We start from the raw sequence: 18222 nt of genomic DNA on the forward strand, positions 1-18222 counted from the left end.
TGTTATGCTGAGTTACGTTTTATTGCGGATTGGTATCAGACCCTACATGAATAATCAGTATTGGCAAAGAGCACGGCAAAGCCGCGATGCACGATTTGATGGCTTATTTTACGTTGCGGTAAAAAGCACCGGCATTTATTGTCGGCCAATCTGCCCCGCGCCCACCGCCCACGAAAAAAATGTGGTGTATTATCAATATGCGCACAGCGCAGCACAAGCTGGTTTTAGGCCATGTATACGTTGCAGACCCGATAGTGCTCCGGGCAGCGCTGCTTGGCAGGGGGTAAAAACGACCGCACTTAGAGCTAAGCAGTTAATTGATTTAGGAGATACCTGTAATTGCGAAATGCTAGCTACTCGTTTGGGTATTACCAGTCGTTATTTGCGGCGCATATTTAATCAGCACTTTGGTGTGTCTGTTACTCAGTACCGGTTATTTAATCAGTGCCATTTTGCTAAAAAGCTCATTCAAGAGACCACATTGCCCATAACCGATATTGCATTTGCTGCTGGTTTTAAAAGTGTGCGTCGTTTTAACGATGCTTTTTTACAACAATTAAATATACCCCCATCAAAGCTCAGAAAATCAAAAAAAGAGGCAACCCCTGTGATTGTATTAACTCTCCCTTTTAGACCGCCTTACAATTGGCAAGCTTTGCATAGCTTTTTGTCAAAGCGGCTAATAGAGCCTATGGAGTGGATAACCCCAACCAGTTACGGGCGAACGTTTAAGCTAAAAGGGGCGGTAGGTTATTTTAATGCGCACTTTGAGGTACAAAATAACCATTTCAAAGTTGAAATAGTAATAAATAATACCGAGCACTTACAAAAAGTAATTAATAATATACGCCGTGTGCTGGATGTAGATGCCGACATAAACCACATTGAAAGCCACTTAAAAAACAGTATTAATGATGCGTTTACATTAAGCAAAGGGCTACGCTTACCTGGGATTTGGTCAAGTTTTGAAGCTGGGGTTAGGGCTGTATTGGGCCAACAAGTTAGCGTGGGGGCAGCGCACACTTTAGTAACAACGCTGGTCACAGAGCGCGGCGACAAACTCGCTGATAAAGTGTATTTTCCACAGCCGGAGGATTTAGCTACATGCGACTTTGAATTTTTTAAAATGCCACAAGCGCGTAAAAATGCTTTAAAAAATTTAGCGCAGTATTGCGCAGATAACCCGAATAATAGCCTTTTAGATAATTGGCTCGATATAAAAGGCATAGGCCCTTGGACAGTTAACTACGCAAAACTGCGCGGGCAAAGTAACCCAGATATACTATTAGCCGGTGATCTAGGGGTAAAAAAAGCGTTACTAAGTGCTAAGCAGTTTAACCCAGAGCTGAGCGCACCATTTCGCTCGTACTTAACATTTCAACTATGGCAGCAACTTTCATGATTATACAGACCGCTATTTCAAGCCCAATTGACGATATTATTATTCAAGCGACTGAACACGGGGTGAGCTATGTTGGGTTTTTCCCAAAAACACATTACAGCCATACACCCGTTGAGCAAGTAACAAATGGTGCGGTTTTAATCTGCGTAAAACAATTAAACGAATACTTTAATGGCCAGCGCAAAACCTTTAATGTGCCATTAGATACACAAGGAACGCCTTTTCAAAATGGTGTGTGGCAAGCACTGCTCAGCGTCCCTTTTGGCAAAACCATGACCTACGGCGATATAGCTAAACAATTAAATAATCCTAATGCGGTCAGAGCAGTAGGGGCTGCAAATGGTAAAAACCCCATTAGTATTATTGTGCCGTGTCATCGAATTATTGGTGCAAACTCAAAGCTTACAGGGTATGCCGGTGGCCTTGAGAGAAAAAGTTGGCTACTAAAGCATGAAGGAATAATTTAATAGTTACAGAACTGGCAGCTTTATTATCACACGCTACAATTTACATTATTTACTAATAAAAATTATTATGAGTATCAGCGGCTTAAATTATTTATTTATAATTGGTATGATGTTTTCTTCTGCAGTGTTTGCTAACCCTCAAACGCTTATATTTTGCTACGAAGATAAAGATGTAGCACCTATGTTTTTAGGTGTTGGGCAAGAAGTCCCTATAGATAACCCTGGCGCTTCAATTGAAATTTTAAAGCAATTGGATGCGGAGATACAAAATGTGGTCATTTCATTTGTTAGAAAACCATGGCGCAGATGCCTAAACGATTTAGAACTCAACCGAGTTAATGCCGTTATTGCCAGTTATCGTGCTGGGCGTGAACGTTTTGCTGTGTACCCTACAAACGAAAAAGGGGTATTACTAGAAAAATTTGCAGTGAGTCGTTTTAGTAGCTGCTTAATAGGGCGGGCTCGTTTTCATAAACAATGGAAAACGCGTGAAGTATTTCAAAATAAAGCATTCACTATCGCCATTCCTAATGGCTATGGCTTGAACAGCGCACTAAAAGAAGAGCCTTTTTACATCCATAATACGTTTTCAAAAGACAAAGCATTTGAATTACTTGATAAAGGAGTTGTACAGGCTAGTGTTGATTTATGCCAAGTAGATGATTTAAAAGTTTCGAGCTATCAACATAAAGGGAGCGATGTAAAACCCCTTTACCCACCTTATGAAACAACCGACGGTTATTTAATTTTTTCAAAGCAGTTTTACCAGCAAAATAGCCAGCTTAGTAAAGAAATATGGCAATGGTTAGCGCGCTTTGACAGTGCTCCAATTTATATAAAATATCTGCAAACTGTTGAGTAATAAGAAAATCAAAGCGCTTATTAACTAAAATAGAGATATGAAATTGGTATTAATCGCATATTAAGGTAGCATAAGCGCACTTTTTATCTTAAGGCACGGCAATGGCTCAATTATACTTTTACTACTCTGCGATGAATGCGGGTAAATCTACCACCTTATTACAATCGGCGTTTAACTATCGTGAGCGCGGTATGGAGCCAGTTATTTTAACGGCTGCAATTGATAACCGCTCTGGTGTAGGAAAAGTATCATCTCGTATTGGTCTGCAAGCTGAAGCACATATATTTGATGAATCTAACAATGTATTTGATTTGATCCAAACCCTTCAAAACGAAAAAAAACGCCACTGTGTATTGGTCGACGAATGCCAGTTTTTGTCAAAAGAGCAGGTGATGCAGTTAACCGATGTAGTGGATGAATTAGGTATTCCGGTATTGTGTTACGGCCTTAGGAGCGACTTTAGAGGTGAGTTATTTATTGGCTCACAGTATTTATTAGCATGGGCCGATAAATTAGTTGAGCTTAAAACGGTGTGTCATTGCGGGCGCAAAGCAAATCATGTGCTGCGTACAGATGAAAACGGCAATGCGATTGCCGATGGTAACCAAGTAGAAATTGGCGGCAACGACCGATACGTTTCGGTGTGCCGCAAACATTATAAAGCAGAATTAAATATGGGCCGTTAAAGTATTTAAAAATGTATCAATATCTTCGCGCGTAATATCTAAATGCGTGACCAGCCTAAGCTGCTTGCTTGGGCTAATTAATATACCTTGCTGTTTAAGCGCTTGTGCAAGTTCTTCAATATTAATACTACTACTGTACGTTGCATACACCATATTAGTGGTGTTGCTCATATCTACAGTAAAACCGCTTAATTCATTTAACTTTTGAGCTAAATAACGCGCATTAGCGTGATCTTCTTGCAAGCGATTTACATTGTGCTCAAGTGCGAATTGCCCTGCCCCTGCAAGCATTCCTGCTTGGCGCATGCCACCACCGAGTACTTTTCTCCAGCGCCTAGCTTTATCAATCAATGCTTGTGAGCCTAATAATAACGAGCCGACTGGCGCACCTAAGCCCTTAGATAAGCAAATTGAGACAGAATCAAAGTGCTTTGTAATTGTAGTTATATCAACATTTAGCTCAACGGCTGCATTAAACGCACGCGCGCCATCTAAATGTAGTGCTAAATTATGTGTATTAACAAAGTCGCGAGCTTGGGCTAAGTACTCAAGCGGGAGCACTTTTCCACCAATGGTGTTTTCGAGGCTAAGCAACCGAGTTTTAGCAAAGTGGCAATCATCGGGTTTTATTGCCGCAGCAATTTTACTAAAAGGGAGAGTCCCATCAGCTTCGTTTTCGATAGGTTGTGGTTGAACAGACCCTAAAACGGCTGCGCCACCGCCTTCAAACTTATAATTATGGGCATTTTGCCCACAAATATATTCATCTCCGCGTTCGCAATGTGCCATTAACGCCAGTAAATTAGCTTGTGTGCCAGAGCTGCAATAAAGCGCAGCATCAAAGTTAAAACGCTTACACGCGTATGCTTCTAATTGGTTTACGCTAGGATCATCCCCGTACACATCATCGCCTACTGGCGAGTTGTACATTACTTCGCGCATAGCTATTGACGGTTTAGTAACTGTGTCTGAGCGAAAATCTATCATTATTGTTATTCCTTTATTAGGGCCTTTTTATTTTGTGGGTTTACACAAGTTCTTCAAAAATGTGTTCGCGAGTGGCTTTATCAAAATAACTCCAGGCAATAAAACGACTTACTTTTTGCCCTTGTGCCATATTTATAATTTTATATTCAGCAATAGGGAGGGTGTTTAGTTTTTTTTCTAAGGTAGTAAGGGTTTCTTTTTTTGAAACAAGCGATGTAAACCATATAACTTGCTCTGCAAATTGCTCGCTTTCGGTGATCATATTACTGATAAACTGCGCTTCACCCCCCTCGCACCATAGCTCATTATTTTGCCCGCTAAAATTAAGGGTGTTTTTAGGTGATTTTCCTAAGTTTTTCCATTTTCGCTCAGTGCCTTTGTTAGCCTCGTCCGCGCTTGCGTGAAACGGAGGGTTACATAGAGTTACGTGAAATAAATCTTTTTGATTAATAATACCCTTAAAAATAGAAGATGCATTTTTTTGATGCTTTAGAGTGATTTTCAAGCTATTAAACTGGGTAATTTGCTTTGCTATTTTTATTGAGTTTGCATCTATATCACTCCCAGTAAAGTGCTAGTTGTATTCGTGAGTCCCTGTGAGTGGGTAAACCAAATTAGCACCGGTACCAATATCAAGTGCTTTAATTTGACGCCCTATCGGTATTTTTTTTTGATTATCTACGCTTAATAAATCGGCCAAGTAATGTATGTAATCTACTCGCCCTGGAATAGGGGGGCATAAGTTTTGATCCGGTATATCCCAAAACTCAATATTATAGTGCGCTTTTAACAGAGCTTGATTCAGTGTTTTAACGGCTTTGTTATTGCTAAAATCTATACTTTTATTGCCCGCGGGTGTTACCACTATAAAAGGTGCTAACGCATTATGTTTTTCGCATAATAAGTCTAAATTGTAACCATTTAAGTGCTGATTGCGAGGATGTAACTTGTTGCTGTTTGATTTTGATTTCATAGCTTAAATTTAGCAATTAAATAATGATGCAAGTGTATCAAATGCTTAGATCAAAAGTGTAACCATTTACTTTAGAATTAGCATCGTAACTGGTAGGATGAGTGTGTAAAAATAATTAAGGAAAATTTGTGGCAATCACTCAGCAATCACATTTTGTTCAACTAGCCGATCAGCAAACTTTGCATTTACGCCGTATCGCGAACGTTAATAAAGCAGGCCCGGTAGTGTTTTTAATGCATGGAGCAGTAGAAAACGGCAAAATTTTTTATACTCACAGTAATAAAGGTTTAGCGCCTTTTTTGGCGGAGCAAGGATATTGTTGTTATGTAGCAGATCTGCGTGGGCGTGGAGAAAGTAAGCCGCTCATAACTCGCCATTCAAAATATGGCCAAACAGAGGCCATAGTTGAAGACATCCCTGCTTTTATTAATCATATTGAACAACTCGAAGGTCAAAAGCCCGATTATTGGGTCGCTCACTCATGGGGTGGGGTGTTAATGAACAGCGTGTTTGCGCGCTTTCCTGAGTATTTAAAAGACGTGAAAGCCTGTGCTTATTTTGGCTCTAAACGTTCTTTATTTAACAATCACCCTAAAAAGTTACTACAAGCAAATGTAATTTGGTACTTTATGGCGCCGATATTGGCTAAAAAGCACGGTTATTTAAACGCCAAAGGCTATAAGTGGGGCAGCGATAACGAATCGCAAAAGTCGCATTATCAAAGTATGCAGTGGGCTAAAAAAAGGCCATGGGTTGATAGCGATGATGGCTTTGACTACGCAAGCGCGTTAGCTAAGCTGCATGTACCCCCTACACTTCATGTTGGTGCAGTAAACGACAAAGCTCTCGCACAGCCGATTGATATTAAAAAGTTTATAGCAGAGTCCGGACCTGGCAAACAAACCTTAAAAATTTATGGTAAGCGCCATGGTCATAGTGTCGATTACGATCATATTAATATGCTTACACATCCGCAGGCACGGGATGAGCAATTTAAAGATGTGGTTGACTGGTTTAATGAGCACAGTTAAGCCATTAGGCTTATTCAAATTGTTTTAACAGCGGAGTTTTATAGCGCTCCCAATGCGCAAGTGCCTGTGTATTAATTGGCTGCCTAATGGCTTGTTTGCTTAGTGTGCTAACCGCAGCCTTGCGCTTATAAAATGCTAAGCATTGCGGCTCATACTCACACCCTAAAAACGAAAATAAAGCACTTAGCTGCGCCTTAGGCTCAACAACGAGTTGCTCATAATGAATATCGTATAGCGGTAATGAGGGCAGGCTGTGCCAATGATCCATTAATTTTGCATACAACGCATGGTAAAGTTTGAATTCTTTTAAATCACAAAAGTACGGCTCATTTTCGGCAAAGTAGTTACTGAACACCGAAAAAGCAGTGGCGTTAAAATTCCTACTTAAATTAATAAATTTAGCATTAGGGAACAGCAAGTAAATTAAGCCCAAAGACTGATAGTTACTCGGTAGCTTATTAATAATGAAAGGGCGTACAGGCTGTGCTTTTTTTAATTCTTCAATATAAATGTTGCGAGCTTTTGCTATTAAATCGCTACTAAGTCCGCTTAAACATTGCGGGTATGGAGTTTGTGTTTGCTGCTCTATAAACCCCACTACTTGATTACCAATACTCGTGTTTTCACCTAGCGTAGTAAATTGTGAATGATTAGCCATCATTTGTTCAAGTAAGGTTGATCCGCTACGGGGCATACCCATTATAAACACGGGTGTAATAGTACCACTGAAAGTGTGATCGGCAGATGCAATTAGCTGTTGCGTATTGTGCCCTATAATTTGTTCATAAAAAGGCACTAAGTCACTGGTTTTAAAGTGAGTAAGTTTTTTTTGAAGTTTGTTGGCAAGCACATAGTAGTTAAATGCTTGTGCTGTATCATCTAGTTTGTCATAGCTTTTACCTAACGCGTAGTAACACACCATTTTTAAACGCACGTTATTAGTTTGCGTTAAAAAATGGTGTAGGTTGCTCACATAATTATGTTCTTTATTAAATCGGCCTAGCTGTACTAATTCAAATAAAATATAGGCAGTTACGGGATATAACCCCATGCTTAGTGCATGCGCAAATGTGGTGTGTGCTTTGTCTAACTCGCCGTAGCTTAAATAATGCTGAGCTAAATAATAATGAGGCTCAGGGTTATGGCTTGCGAGGCTTTTAGCATATTCGAGTACTTTAAGCGCATCATCAGGGGAGTGCACGCTATTAAATGCATCGGCAAGCGCATGTAAAGGCTCCAGCATGTGAGGCAAACGTTCGCATGCTTTTTGTAATAAGTATACTGCTGCATCATAGCGCTCTAACCTAAGTGCTATCCTGCCTAAACCAAATAAAGCTTCACCGCTTTGCGGGTTACTATTTAAAATTGCTTTAAAATGAAACTCGGCTTCTTTGAGTTTGTTTTCGTGTAGTAGTTGGTTGGCTTTTTTAATTAGCATGACGCGGCATTATTGTTTTTTTAATTAATATAAAATAAAAAAGGCGAAATGTCTTACCATTTCGCCTTGGTTTATCATGAAAAAATATTAGAAAGTATAGGTTGCTTTCGCGTAGTAGAAGCCACCGTTAATACCGTATGGAGATGTTTCGTAGTATTGGCCACCCCAGTTATTGTTAGGGATACCCGTACGGTCTTCAAAATCAAGTTTTTCAGCGTCTTGGTCAAAGATGTTTTGTGCACCTACCGAGAAACTAATAGACTCATTTAGGAAGTACGTTATTTCAGCGTCAATAGTTACTGCTGCGTCAGCTGTTTTTGCTGTTGCATCGTAATCTACGTGAACACCTTGGTATTCGCCGTAGTAGTTAGCACGAGTAAATAACGAAATTGATTCCCATTGTTGGGCCCAAGTAAGCGTTGCACGGTGATTTGGTAAATCTTCTTCTAAACGCTTAACTTTAAATTCACCGGTAATGTCGCTGAACTTAGTTACTTCAGTTTCATTCCAGTTATAAGCAAGGCTAAATGTAGAGCTTCCGCCTAGCATGTCAGCTGTGTAGTTAGCAACTAAGTCAATACCTTGCGTTGTAGTATCAAAGTCATTAGTGAAAAAGCTTACTTGCGCATAGCTTTGTGCATTTGCTACACCAGCGGCTTCTAGCGTATCTTTGTCTTCTTGGCTAAGTACGATTTTTTCTGATTGGCTGATACGATCTTCTACTTCAATATTGTAGTAATCAAGCGTTACAAATAAATCACCAATTGTGTATACCGCGCCTAATGTGTAGCTTTGAGATTCTTCAGGTGTTAGCTCTGTACCGCCTAGTTGCACAGCAATTGGGTTTGTAGGTGGTAATAATGCAGAATCTTGTAGCACACCGTCACTTAAGTTGGTTTGTACGTTACTAACGTTCGCTTGGCCAACAGTAGGGGCGCGGAAGCCTGTGCTTACAGAGCCACGAATATTTAAGTCTTCTGTAAGGTGGTACTGTGCCATTACTTTGTAGTTTGTTGTAGAACCAAAGCTGTCGTAATCTTCAAAACGTACCGCAAGGCCCATTAAGAACTCTTCGGTAAATGGTGCTTCTACATCAACATAGGCAGCGTAGTTACGACGTGTGTATTCGCCGGCATCAGAAGGTTTAAAACCAGGAAAACCGTTAGAGCCAATACCAAAACCTTGCTCAGTTAAAGGACCTGCAGTGAATGATGCTTCATCACCAGAAATAACAGTGAATGTTTCTTCGTGCCATTCTAAACCACCGGCAATATTTACATCGTACGCAAGGTCAAAATCAAAGCCTTTAGAAAGGTCAAAGTTAAAGTTTTTCTCTAGTTGCTCGTATTTACCCGGGCTAAAATCACGCGGGCTGTCTGCACCTAATGAGGCATTAACTGTGTCGTAAATAAAGTAGCGAGATTCGTTTAAACCAACTGTACCGCTTAAATCGTAAAATGCATCTTTAAGGAAACCACCCGTGAACATACCCTTTGTACCAATGGTTAAAGAGGTGTCGGTGATATTGCCACCAAAGTTAGGTGTAAAACCACCAGGGATCACTTCGTTAAATGCAAAACAATCAGGGTTGTTAGCAACTCCGCTAATGTAGTCTGGGTTATCAAGTACGTTATCGTCAATCGCGATAGTAGGACAGTTAGCGCTCATGTCCTCTGTTAAATCGGCAACAAGCAGAGTTTCACCGCCATCGTTTGAATAAACACCTGGGCGGGTATGCGGGTTACGGTAGTAAAAGCCACCACGTACATCACGCTCAGAGTAGTTACCAAACATATAAAATTCAGAGTCGTTTGTTAGTTCTAACCCAACGTTACCAAAAATTGAAATGTCGTCATCAACTTCAGGGGCACCCCACACTTGTGCAAGAGATGAAACGTCTGGTACACCTGCAGCGGCAAGTCCTGCGGCATCAGGGCGTTGCACTGATCGGCTTGTTGCGTCCGCTGTTTTGTATTGAAAACTTAAGTTAGCAAAGCCGTTATCGGTAAATGGTAAGCCTACGTTACCCGATATCTGTGTTGTATCACCATCGCCTTCGTAATATTGACCTTGACGAACTTCAAGCTTACCGCCTTCAGAGGCATCTTTAAGTTGGAAGTTCATTACACCTGCGATTGCATCAGAACCATATTGTGCTGCTGCGCCATCGCGTAGTACTTCTACTTGCTTAAGTGCAATGCTAGGAATAACTGAAATATCAGCGCCTTGTGCACCATCATTAATACCACCACCTAAAAATGCAATGACAGACGCGCGGTGACGACGTTTACCGTTTAAAAGAACTAATGTGCTATCTGAAGGTAGGCCACGTAAGTTAGCTGGGCGTACAAGTGATGCGGCATCACTGATTGGGTTTTGATGAACATTAAAAGAAGGAACAGAGCCTTTTAAAAGTTCAAGCATATCGGTGTTGCCAGATTTTTCTAATTCTTCACCGCCAATAATATCAATAGGAACTGGTGAATCACCAATAGAGCGGGGTGCTGAACGAGTACCCACTACGGCTATTTTTTCTACATTTTTATTAACTTTGGTTTCGCTTTCCTCTGCTGCAATAACAGAGCCTGACATAAACAAACCAGCAGTGGTTGTTGTAGCTAAGGCAAATTTAACTGCCTGATTTAGCGCATTACTTTTAAGTTTCATTCTAATTTTCCCCAGTTAGAATATATTTTGTATGTAATGTGTTAATTAACATTACTTATTTTGTATTTTTGGACGTGTTCACATGGGGGAGTTAAAAGGCCAACCTACTTGACTTCTTAAAGCTAAAAGCCCACCTCATGTGAAGTCCTATGTACAGCCTATACATAAAAAACTTTGAGAGCAATTAATAATTAACTCTTTAATAACAAAAAGTTCAAAATAAAATAAATTTGCAACAATGGTGCAGTATGTAACTAATTTGAACTAATAAAGTGCGGTTTTGACGATTTTTGGAAGATTTAATGCGCTTTGTAGATAACTTGATGTTATCAATTTGTTTATTTTGTGGGTTTTTTGAGAGTGTTTTGGGCCTGCCATTGACGGTATTTCTCTTTGTATTCATCCCACACGCACGGGCAGCAGCTGCCTCCGCCACAGCATTCATCAGGCTTTGGTTTTTGGGGTTTGTTGTGCGCTATTACTTGTTTGTTTTGCATTATAAGGAGCTTGTAAGCACTAATTTAGTGCAAAAGAGTAAAGTATGAGGCGGATTAAGTAAATTATTCTTGTGTAAAACCGCCTATATGTGAAAATACAGACTATGCGATTATATAAAGTTATTCACCGTGCGCCTTGGCGGGTAGTTAAAATTAGTAAAAAGCGCCAACAGCTTCGCTTTCGTCGTGCAATGGTGGCGCTAAAAATTGCTCTTGCGCAAGAAAGGCAAGAAACCATAGAAATGCTCACCATTTATAGGCGTTACACGCAAGGGCAAACCAGTAAAGAAGAGTTAAAGCGTGCTAATGAGCAGTTTGTAGATATTTTAAAAGGGCTTGGCTTAGGTGTATTTGCCGTACTGCCGTTTGCCCCTATTACTATTCCATTGGTTGTAAAGCTAGGCAAAATGGTAGGTGTAGATGTATTGCCTAGCTCGTTTAACATTAATAAACCCGTTAAAGAGCTAGACGCTGAAATAGTTAAAGAGGATTTAAAACAACACACTAAAGCGCCAAATAAAGAATAAATTTGGCTAAAATTAGCTATACCTTTTAGCCGGTCTTATTGGTATGCTTTGAGCTACCATTTTTTATTATATGAGCTTTTTAATGAGTGCATTACTTCGTCATACTTCTTCTGGTATTCCCTTATCTTTTATTCTTAAAAACGAGTTAACTGACTGGCAATCACAACAACCGGCTTTTATCCAAACATGGTTAACAAATAGCGGCTTTGAAAAGCAAGGATTAGCGCTTGTGCCTGACGTGCAAACCGGCGAGCTAGGCCACGTTTATTGTTTATTACAAAACCAAGATGATTTTTGGGCCGCAGGCGAGCTTGCAAATAAATTACCGCTGGGCACGTATCAAATTCAAGGCGATGATGCCTTTACAGAGCAAGTCGCACTTGGTTTTGTGTTAGGCGGCTATGAATTTAGTGAATATAAAGAAAAGCCAACTGCCAAAGCACAATTAGCCATTGCTGATGAAGCGCTGTATCAACGTATTAAGCAACAAGCTGATGCCATTTATTTAGCGCGTGATTTAGTAAACACACCGGCAGTAGATATGATGCCGCAGCATTTATCGCAAGTAATGGAAGATTTAGCCAATAATTACAACGGCGAATTTACCCAGTGGATTGGCGATGAGCTACTTGAGCAAAATTACCCAACAATACATATGGTAGGTCGCGCGAGCGAAAACAAACCGCGTTTACTTGATTTAAAATGGGGCGCAAAAGATGCACCGCTTATAACCTTAGTCGGTAAAGGGGTATGTTTTGACTCTGGCGGGCTTGATTTAAAACCAAGCTCGGGCATGCGTAACATGAAAAAAGACATGGGCGGAGCAGCGCATGTTATTGCATTAGCACAATTAATTATGGCGGCTAACTTACCAATTAGATTGCGTGTTTTAGTGCCTGCGGTTGAAAATGCGGTATCGCGAAATGCATTTCGCCCAGGGGATGTAATTAAAACGCGTAAAGGCATTATGGTTGAAATAGACAATACCGATGCAGAAGGGCGTTTAGTGTTGTGTGATGCGCTTAGCGAAGCACAAAACGATAACCCTGAGCTAATTATTGATTTTGCGACCCTTACCGGTGCTTGCCGTGTTGCTTTAGGTACTGAGCTACCGGGCTTTTTCTCAACAGAGCGCGATGTAGCAAATGGTATTATTGATGCCGGTATGGATGTAAGTGACCCTGTATGGCAATTACCTTTATTTGATCAGTACAAAAGCTTTTTAAAGAGCGATGTAGCCGATATGGCTAATTGTGCCAGCACACCGTTTGGTGGGGCCATCACCGCAGCGCTTTATTTAAAAGAGTTTGTAGAGCCAACCACTCCATGGGTACATTTTGATGTAATGGCGTGGAATTTACGTGCTTTACCTGGGCGCCCAACAGGCGGTGAAGCGTTAGGGATTCGTGCGGTATTTAATTACTTGCAAAGCCGCTTTAAATAAACCTTGTTATACGAGGGTTATACCTCGTATAACTCAAGTGGCAGGTTATCTGGATCGGCAAAAAAGGTGAATTTTTTGCCGGTTATTTCATCCACTCTTATCTCTTCCACAGTTATATTTTGTGACTCTAAATACTGCTTTGCTTGGGCAACGTTTTTAACTTTAAATGCTAAATGCCTTAAGCCTTGCGCTTCTGGGTAGCTTGGTCTTGCAGGTGCGCCATCAAACGAAAATAACTCTATTTGGCTGCCATCAGGCATCGCTAAATCTAATTTATACGAATTACGCGCGGCCCTAAAGTGCTCGTTAATAACTTTAAGTTTAAGTATGTTGCTATAAAAGTGCTTAGAGCGAGCGTAGTCACTGCAAATAATAGCAGCATGATGAATGCCTAATAGTTCCATTTAGTGAGTCCCATATAGTTAGTTCCTTAATTTCATTGTCCTTAAAAAAAACGCACCAAAAAGTGCGTTTATGTATAGCTTATTACATGTACTTTTAGCTTAGCTCAGCGTCTTTACAGGCTTTAACTGCGGGGGCTACAAGCTCAAGGCCTGTTAGCTCACACGGTGGTAAGGTTGCATCACTTACTTTAATCGGTGTTACACGCTCGCCCCATTTTATGTAGCTTGCTGCCCACGTTAAACCGGCGCCAAATGCAGCCGACATAATATTTGAATGTGGCTTAATTAAGCCTTGCTCTACGGCTTCACATAATGCAATAGCAATTGTAGCCGCGGAGGTATTACCGTAGTCAGCAATGTTTACCATTACTTTTTCATCAGGTACTTTTAAACGATGCTGAATTGCCTGAATAATACGTAAATTAGCTTGGTGTGGCACTAATACGTTTATGTCATCAAGGCTTAGATTGGCTTGCGTTAATACATCATCACACGCTTCGCTCATGCCTTTAACAGCACGTTTGAAAATTTCACGGCCTTCAAAGAGTAAGTCAGATGGGCCAATTGGCTCATATTTATTTAAATCACTACCAAAGTTAGTGATATGCAAAATGTCTCTGTCTTCGCTGTCGCAACCAGTTTTAGTACCAAGCAGGCCTGCAGGTGTGTCTGCGGCTTCAAGCACTACTGCGCCTGCGCCATCTCCAAATAACACTGCGCTGTCACGGCGTGCCCAGTTTACATACCAAGTCATGCGCTCGGCAGCAATAACCACGGCCTTTTTAATCATACCTGCTTGAATTTGTGCAGTAGCTGCTTGAAGGGCATATAAAAAACCAGAACACGCAGCATTGGTATCCATAGCTGCAGCGCCGGTTGCACCAATATTTTTTTGTACTAAAGACGCGGTATTGGCCACTACGGTAGAGGGGGTACATGTTGCTAAAATAACTAAATCGATATCTTTTGCGTCAACCCCTGCACAATCAATGGCATGTTTTGCAGCAACGGTTGCAAGCTCTGCGGTGTTTACATGGCTAACCCTACGAGATTTAATACCAGTACGTGTTGTGATCCATTCATCGTTGGTATCAACTATTTCGCTAATTTCATCGTTGCTAATGCTTGCTGGTGGAATGCATTTACCCCAACCAGTAATATGTGCGTAGGCCATAATGTGTTCTCTTAAATGGTGGTCTGACGTGTATTGCTAATGGAGGAGTTATATCAAAAATTGCCCTTTAAGAGAAGTTATTAACCTGTTTTGTCTCTTAAAGTTTAAATTTACTGTAATTTTAAATGCCCGTTGCTGCATTTATAAATATAACCGTTCGAATTTAAAGCAAATAAAGGTATTATTAACTTAGGTCTGTACTGATAAAAGGGAAGTGTATGGGTAATAAAATTAAAGCATCGCTATTTAATCACTTAATTGAGTCTGAGCGGCAATTATTAGACCCAGAAGTACGCCAATCAAGCCATGCATTAAATGCCTTGCTTGATGATGAGTTTATTGAAATTGCAGCTAATGGCACCGTATTTGATAAGCAGCACGTACTAACCCGTTTACCTACTGAGGTTGTTCCACAGTTTTATAATCAGCACTTTAAAGGGCGAATGCTTAGCGATGATGTAGCACAAATTAGTTATCAAGCGGCTTACAGGCGCTCTGCCCGAAGTGAGTTTAATTATTCCCTACGTATGTCGCTTTGGCGCAAAAGTAATGAACAGTGGAAAATGGTATTTCATCAAGGAACGCCGTGCGCGCTTTTTACTATATCAATGGATGATTGACTGCTTTTATTAACGTATTAAATTTTATAGGTAAACCGCATCTTGTTTATGCAAACCGACCCGACCATTAGCCGCCTTTTACTGCTGCGAAGTGGTGCCATTGCCGTGCAGTTAATTGCTGTACTGAGCGTTTATTTTTTATTAGAACACCAAATAGCGTTATTGCCCTTATTAGTGGTAATTGCGATAGAGGCTATATTCCAATTAGTGAGCGTATTTGCCTATCGAAATGTAAGCCAAGCTCGCCCCGTTGGTATGTTGATGCAGCTCACTGCTGATGTCCTGTTTTTAACTATTTTGCTCTTTTTAAGTGGCGGCGCAACTAATGCGTTTGTATCGCTATTATTGTTACCTATTATGATTGCAGCTGTAACACTACGTGAAAAAGGACTCGCTTATATCGCCGTGCTTGCTATTGCCGCTTATAGCTTTTTGCTAATTAGGATGCCCGATCACAGTATGCATCAAATGAACATGAGCGGGCACTTTATAGGCATGTGGGTAAATTTTGTTTTAAGCGCAAGTGTAATCGCCCTTGTTATTGGTGCTATGAGTAGAGCATTAAAAGAGCGCGAACGTACAATTGCTAAAGCTCGCGAGCAACAATTACGTAACGAGCAACTGGTAACCTTAGATGGCGCCGCTGCACAAATAACCCATCAACTCGCTACACCCATCGCTAACTTACAATTACTATTTGAAGAGCTTTTAGAAGAGCAACCGAGTAACCCTGTTGTTGTGCAAATGCAAACACCGCTCAGGCAATGTGCGTCGCAATTAAACGACTTTAGAAAGCTTTCTGCGCAGCTTCGTAATAAAAATACCAAAGAGCACACAACAGTTAGCCAATTGCAAACGCAAATTACCGACACACTATTACTGCAATACCCAGATCAGCACATTAATTGGTTAAGTGAGCCAATAGCAGCCACCCTAAAAAGTGATGCAATGCTATTACCTGCCATACTTAATTTGCTACAAAATGCATGCATTGCTAATCAAAAAAATAACCAAAGCCAGTTAGAGTTAAGCTGGCAGCAAAATAATCAACATAGTGAATGTGTATATCTGCTAATTCGTGATTTTGGCAGCGGTTTTAGCCAATCACAATTAGCAGAGCTTGGCGGGCAACTTATGCCTAGTAGCCAAGGTATGGGGCTTGCGGTATTGCTTTCTAATGTAACGTTTGAGCGCCTAAACGGCTCGCTTACTTTGTATAACCATGCGGGTGGCGGGGCGGTTGCTAAAGTAAAATTAGCCATAGCAAATAATGAGCAGTCACTTACATGAAATTACTTATAATTGAAGACGATATAAACTTAGCCAGCACACTCGCTAGGCGTTTAACAAAACAAGGCTTTAGTTGTGAGGTTGCACACAACCAAAGTGATGCATTACTTAGTGCACGTAAACACTTACCCGATTTTATTTTGCTCGATATGAAATTGGGTGAAGATAACGGCCTTGCTTTAATTAAGCCCCTTCGCAGCTTATTAGCGCAGGCGCATATTGTATTACTAACCGGATTTGCAAGTATAGCCACCGCAGTAGAAGCCATGCGTTTGGGCGCTGACGACTACCTAACTAAACCCGTTGATATGGCCACATTATTAAAGGCGCTAAACAATGATTTAAATACGCAAAATGCGAGCTGTATTGCAACACCGGTTATGTCGCCAGAGCGTTTAGAGTGGGAGCACATTCAGCAAGTACTGCATAGTAATAATGGCAATGTGTCGGCCACTGCGAGGCAGTTAAATATGCATAGGCGCACATTGCAGCGTAAGTTACAAAAAAAGCCGGTTCAGCAGTAACCGCTTAGGGGTATAAAATGAGTGATGATGCGGCTTTATTAATGCGTAATCAAAAAATTATATTATTCGATGCGCAGTGTAAATTATGTAGTGCGTGGTGTAATTTTATAATTAGTAACGATGCCAATGTCATTTTTAAACTATGCAGCGTGCAATCTCCAAAAGGTGCACTGCTATTAACTCACTTTGGTTTTTCAACCACGCAATACGCCTCAATGGTTTACCTACAAAACGGCAAAGCGTACACGCAAAATCATGCTTTTTTTGAAGTAGTAAAGCAGCTAGGTTACCCTTATAAATTGGCCACTGTATTTAGTGTTTTACCTAATACCTTTAATAATTGGCTGTACGATAAAATTGCTTTAAACCGCTATACCTTATTTGGCAAGTACAACTATTGCAGAATACCCAACTCAGATGATGCAAAACATTATTTATAAACTAGTCGTTCACACATTGCAGTATAAGTAGATGCTAGGTTTAGGTGGCTGTGCTAAAATCGCCGCGTTTTAAATTATCAGGGCTTTGAAATGGCAAGTACAGCGCACGCACTCCACATATTGGTTAAACACAAAGAAATAGCAGAAGACATTATTAAGCAATTAGGTAAAGGTGCCAAGTTTCAAACCTTAGCTAAAAAATACTCGTCGTGCCCATCAGGTAAAAAAGGCGGTGACCTTGGCGAATTTAGACGCGGGCAAATGGTTCCGCAGTTTGACAAAATAGCTTTTAATGGCGCTATTCTAGAGCCGCATTTAGTTAAAACTAAATTTGGCTGGCATGTTATTAAAGTACTTTATCGTACTTAATAAGCTTGCTGACATTGACTAAAAAGGCTGCACACTGCAGCCTTTAAGATATAACCTTACCCGATTATTAATTATCCAAATTAAACTCAATTGTGATTTCTAAGTTTTTATCAGGTACAGCAACACCATTAACAACTTTAGGTGAGTATTGCCATTTAGATAGGGCACGTTTGGCTTCGCTATTAAACACTTGCTCAGGTTTAGCGTTAATAACTTTAATATTATTTGGGCGCCCATAACTATCTACATCATAAGACATGGTAACAAAACCTTCTGTTTTGTTACGTACCTCTGCAACAGGGTATTTAGGGGGAACTGTTGATTTTACTGTTGCGGTAGGACTGTCTTGAAGTGGAGTTGTAGTACAGCCAGTAATGATTAGAGCGGCAATGATAGACAGTAAGTATTTCATTTTAATTC

Annotated in this window: 19 protein-coding genes and 1 pseudogene; 12 read left to right on the forward strand and 8 right to left on the reverse strand. The window is 40.5% G+C overall.

All coding sequences use genetic code 11. From position 1 onward, the window contains the following. Window positions 1–46 precede the first annotated feature (46 nt). The 4 genes from QUE46_RS17970 to QUE46_RS17985 all read left to right on the forward strand — a co-directional run bounded on the left by QUE46_RS17970 (window position 47) and on the right by QUE46_RS17985 (window position 3417). Window positions 47–1402 (forward strand): DNA-3-methyladenine glycosylase 2 family protein, encoded by a 1356-nt coding sequence (locus QUE46_RS17970; RefSeq protein ID WP_286249099.1) that lies wholly within the window; start codon window positions 47–49, stop codon window positions 1400–1402. After that, on the forward strand, window positions 1399–1869 hold the full coding sequence (locus QUE46_RS17975) for a methylated-DNA--[protein]-cysteine S-methyltransferase (protein WP_286249101.1): 471 nt from the start codon (window positions 1399–1401) through the stop codon (window positions 1867–1869). Before QUE46_RS17970 ends, QUE46_RS17975 begins: the two co-directional genes overlap by 4 nt. Before the next feature lie 67 nt (window positions 1870–1936). Further along, window positions 1937–2731: an amino acid ABC transporter substrate-binding protein gene (locus QUE46_RS17980; RefSeq protein WP_286249103.1), complete on the forward strand. Its 795-nt coding sequence runs from the start codon at window positions 1937–1939 to the stop codon at window positions 2729–2731. 101 nt (window positions 2732–2832) lie between these two features. Then, the gene (locus QUE46_RS17985) at window positions 2833–3417 is read left to right on the forward strand and encodes a thymidine kinase (protein ID WP_286249104.1); all 585 of its coding nucleotides are present in this window, start codon (window positions 2833–2835) and stop codon (window positions 3415–3417) included. Here the strand turns inward: QUE46_RS17985 and ltaE are convergent. Beyond that, window positions 3400–4404, reverse strand: coding sequence for a low-specificity L-threonine aldolase (gene ltaE, locus QUE46_RS17990; protein ID WP_286249106.1), 1005 nt, complete (start codon window positions 4402–4404; stop codon window positions 3400–3402). The genes QUE46_RS17985 and ltaE overlap by 18 nt on opposite strands. A 40-nt stretch (window positions 4405–4444) precedes the next feature. Then, window positions 4445–5377 (reverse strand): annotated as a pseudogene (gene rlmF / locus QUE46_RS17995) (23S rRNA (adenine(1618)-N(6))-methyltransferase RlmF). Window positions 5378–5505: 128 nt separating this feature from the next. Between rlmF and QUE46_RS18000 the strand changes: the two are divergent. Beyond that, window positions 5506–6408, forward strand: coding sequence for an alpha/beta fold hydrolase (locus tag QUE46_RS18000; RefSeq protein WP_286249108.1), 903 nt, complete (start codon window positions 5506–5508; stop codon window positions 6406–6408). A 10-nt stretch (window positions 6409–6418) separates the two neighbouring features. On the opposite strand, the gene QUE46_RS18005 is transcribed toward QUE46_RS18000, so the two are convergent. The 3 genes from QUE46_RS18005 to QUE46_RS18015 all read right to left on the reverse strand — a co-directional run bounded on the left by QUE46_RS18005 (window position 6419) and on the right by QUE46_RS18015 (window position 11010). Next, complete coding sequence (locus tag QUE46_RS18005; protein WP_286249110.1) at window positions 6419–7846, reverse strand: tetratricopeptide repeat-containing sulfotransferase family protein; 1428 nt, start codon at window positions 7844–7846, stop codon at window positions 6419–6421. A gap of 87 nt (window positions 7847–7933) precedes the next feature. After that, entirely contained in the window at window positions 7934–10513 is a 2580-nt protein-coding gene (locus tag QUE46_RS18010; protein ID WP_286249112.1) for a TonB-dependent siderophore receptor, read from the reverse strand. Between the two features lie 338 nt (window positions 10514–10851). After that, the gene (locus tag QUE46_RS18015; RefSeq protein WP_286249114.1) at window positions 10852–11010 is read right to left on the reverse strand and encodes an oxidoreductase-like domain-containing protein; all 159 of its coding nucleotides are present in this window, start codon (window positions 11008–11010) and stop codon (window positions 10852–10854) included. A gap of 104 nt (window positions 11011–11114) precedes the next feature. Here QUE46_RS18015 and QUE46_RS18020 point away from each other — a divergent pair, with 104 nt between their 5' ends. Together QUE46_RS18020 and QUE46_RS18025 are read left to right on the forward strand one after the other, a co-directional pair. Then, the gene (locus tag QUE46_RS18020) at window positions 11115–11537 is read left to right on the forward strand and encodes a hypothetical protein (RefSeq protein ID WP_286249116.1); all 423 of its coding nucleotides are present in this window, start codon (window positions 11115–11117) and stop codon (window positions 11535–11537) included. Between the two features lie 82 nt (window positions 11538–11619). Continuing rightward, the gene (locus QUE46_RS18025; RefSeq protein ID WP_286249118.1) at window positions 11620–12981 is read left to right on the forward strand and encodes a M17 family metallopeptidase; all 1362 of its coding nucleotides are present in this window, start codon (window positions 11620–11622) and stop codon (window positions 12979–12981) included. A 17-nt stretch (window positions 12982–12998) separates the two neighbouring features. Here QUE46_RS18025 and QUE46_RS18030 read toward each other — a convergent pair whose 3' ends face one another. Together QUE46_RS18030 and QUE46_RS18035 are read right to left on the reverse strand one after the other, a co-directional pair. Next, window positions 12999–13385 (reverse strand): VOC family protein, encoded by a 387-nt coding sequence (locus tag QUE46_RS18030; RefSeq protein ID WP_286249119.1) that lies wholly within the window; start codon window positions 13383–13385, stop codon window positions 12999–13001. Between the two features lie 94 nt (window positions 13386–13479). Continuing rightward, window positions 13480–14559 (reverse strand): ketoacyl-ACP synthase III, encoded by a 1080-nt coding sequence (locus QUE46_RS18035; protein WP_286249121.1) that lies wholly within the window; start codon window positions 14557–14559, stop codon window positions 13480–13482. Window positions 14560–14777: 218 nt separating this feature from the next. Between QUE46_RS18035 and QUE46_RS18040 the strand changes: the two genes are divergently transcribed. The 5 genes from QUE46_RS18040 to QUE46_RS18060 all read left to right on the forward strand — a co-directional run bounded on the left by QUE46_RS18040 (window position 14778) and on the right by QUE46_RS18060 (window position 17802). Next, entirely contained in the window at window positions 14778–15179 is a 402-nt protein-coding gene (locus tag QUE46_RS18040) for a nuclear transport factor 2 family protein (protein ID WP_286249122.1), read from the forward strand. A 48-nt stretch (window positions 15180–15227) separates the two neighbouring features. Continuing rightward, complete coding sequence (locus QUE46_RS18045; protein ID WP_286249123.1) at window positions 15228–16469, forward strand: ATP-binding protein; 1242 nt, start codon at window positions 15228–15230, stop codon at window positions 16467–16469. Beyond that, window positions 16466–16993: a response regulator transcription factor gene (locus tag QUE46_RS18050; protein WP_286249124.1), complete on the forward strand. Its 528-nt coding sequence runs from the start codon at window positions 16466–16468 to the stop codon at window positions 16991–16993. Before QUE46_RS18045 ends, QUE46_RS18050 begins: the two co-directional genes overlap by 4 nt. 17 nt (window positions 16994–17010) lie before the next feature. Continuing rightward, window positions 17011–17433, forward strand: a complete 423-nt coding sequence (locus tag QUE46_RS18055) for a thiol-disulfide oxidoreductase DCC family protein (protein ID WP_286249126.1) — start codon at window positions 17011–17013, stop codon at window positions 17431–17433. Between the two features lie 90 nt (window positions 17434–17523). Beyond that, window positions 17524–17802 carry a peptidylprolyl isomerase gene (locus QUE46_RS18060; protein WP_004588770.1) on the forward strand — a complete coding sequence of 93 codons (279 nt, stop codon included), beginning with the start codon at window positions 17524–17526 and terminating at the stop codon, window positions 17800–17802. A 67-nt stretch (window positions 17803–17869) separates the two neighbouring features. Here the strand turns inward: QUE46_RS18060 and QUE46_RS18065 are convergent, their stop codons facing one another. Further along, window positions 17870–18214: a TonB family protein gene (locus QUE46_RS18065; protein WP_248450378.1), complete on the reverse strand. Its 345-nt coding sequence runs from the start codon at window positions 18212–18214 to the stop codon at window positions 17870–17872. Window positions 18215–18222 lie beyond the last annotated feature (8 nt).

Origin of the sequence: Pseudoalteromonas sp. MM1, assembly GCF_030296835.1 — a bacterium.
Lineage (GTDB): Bacteria > Pseudomonadota > Gammaproteobacteria > Enterobacterales > Alteromonadaceae > Pseudoalteromonas.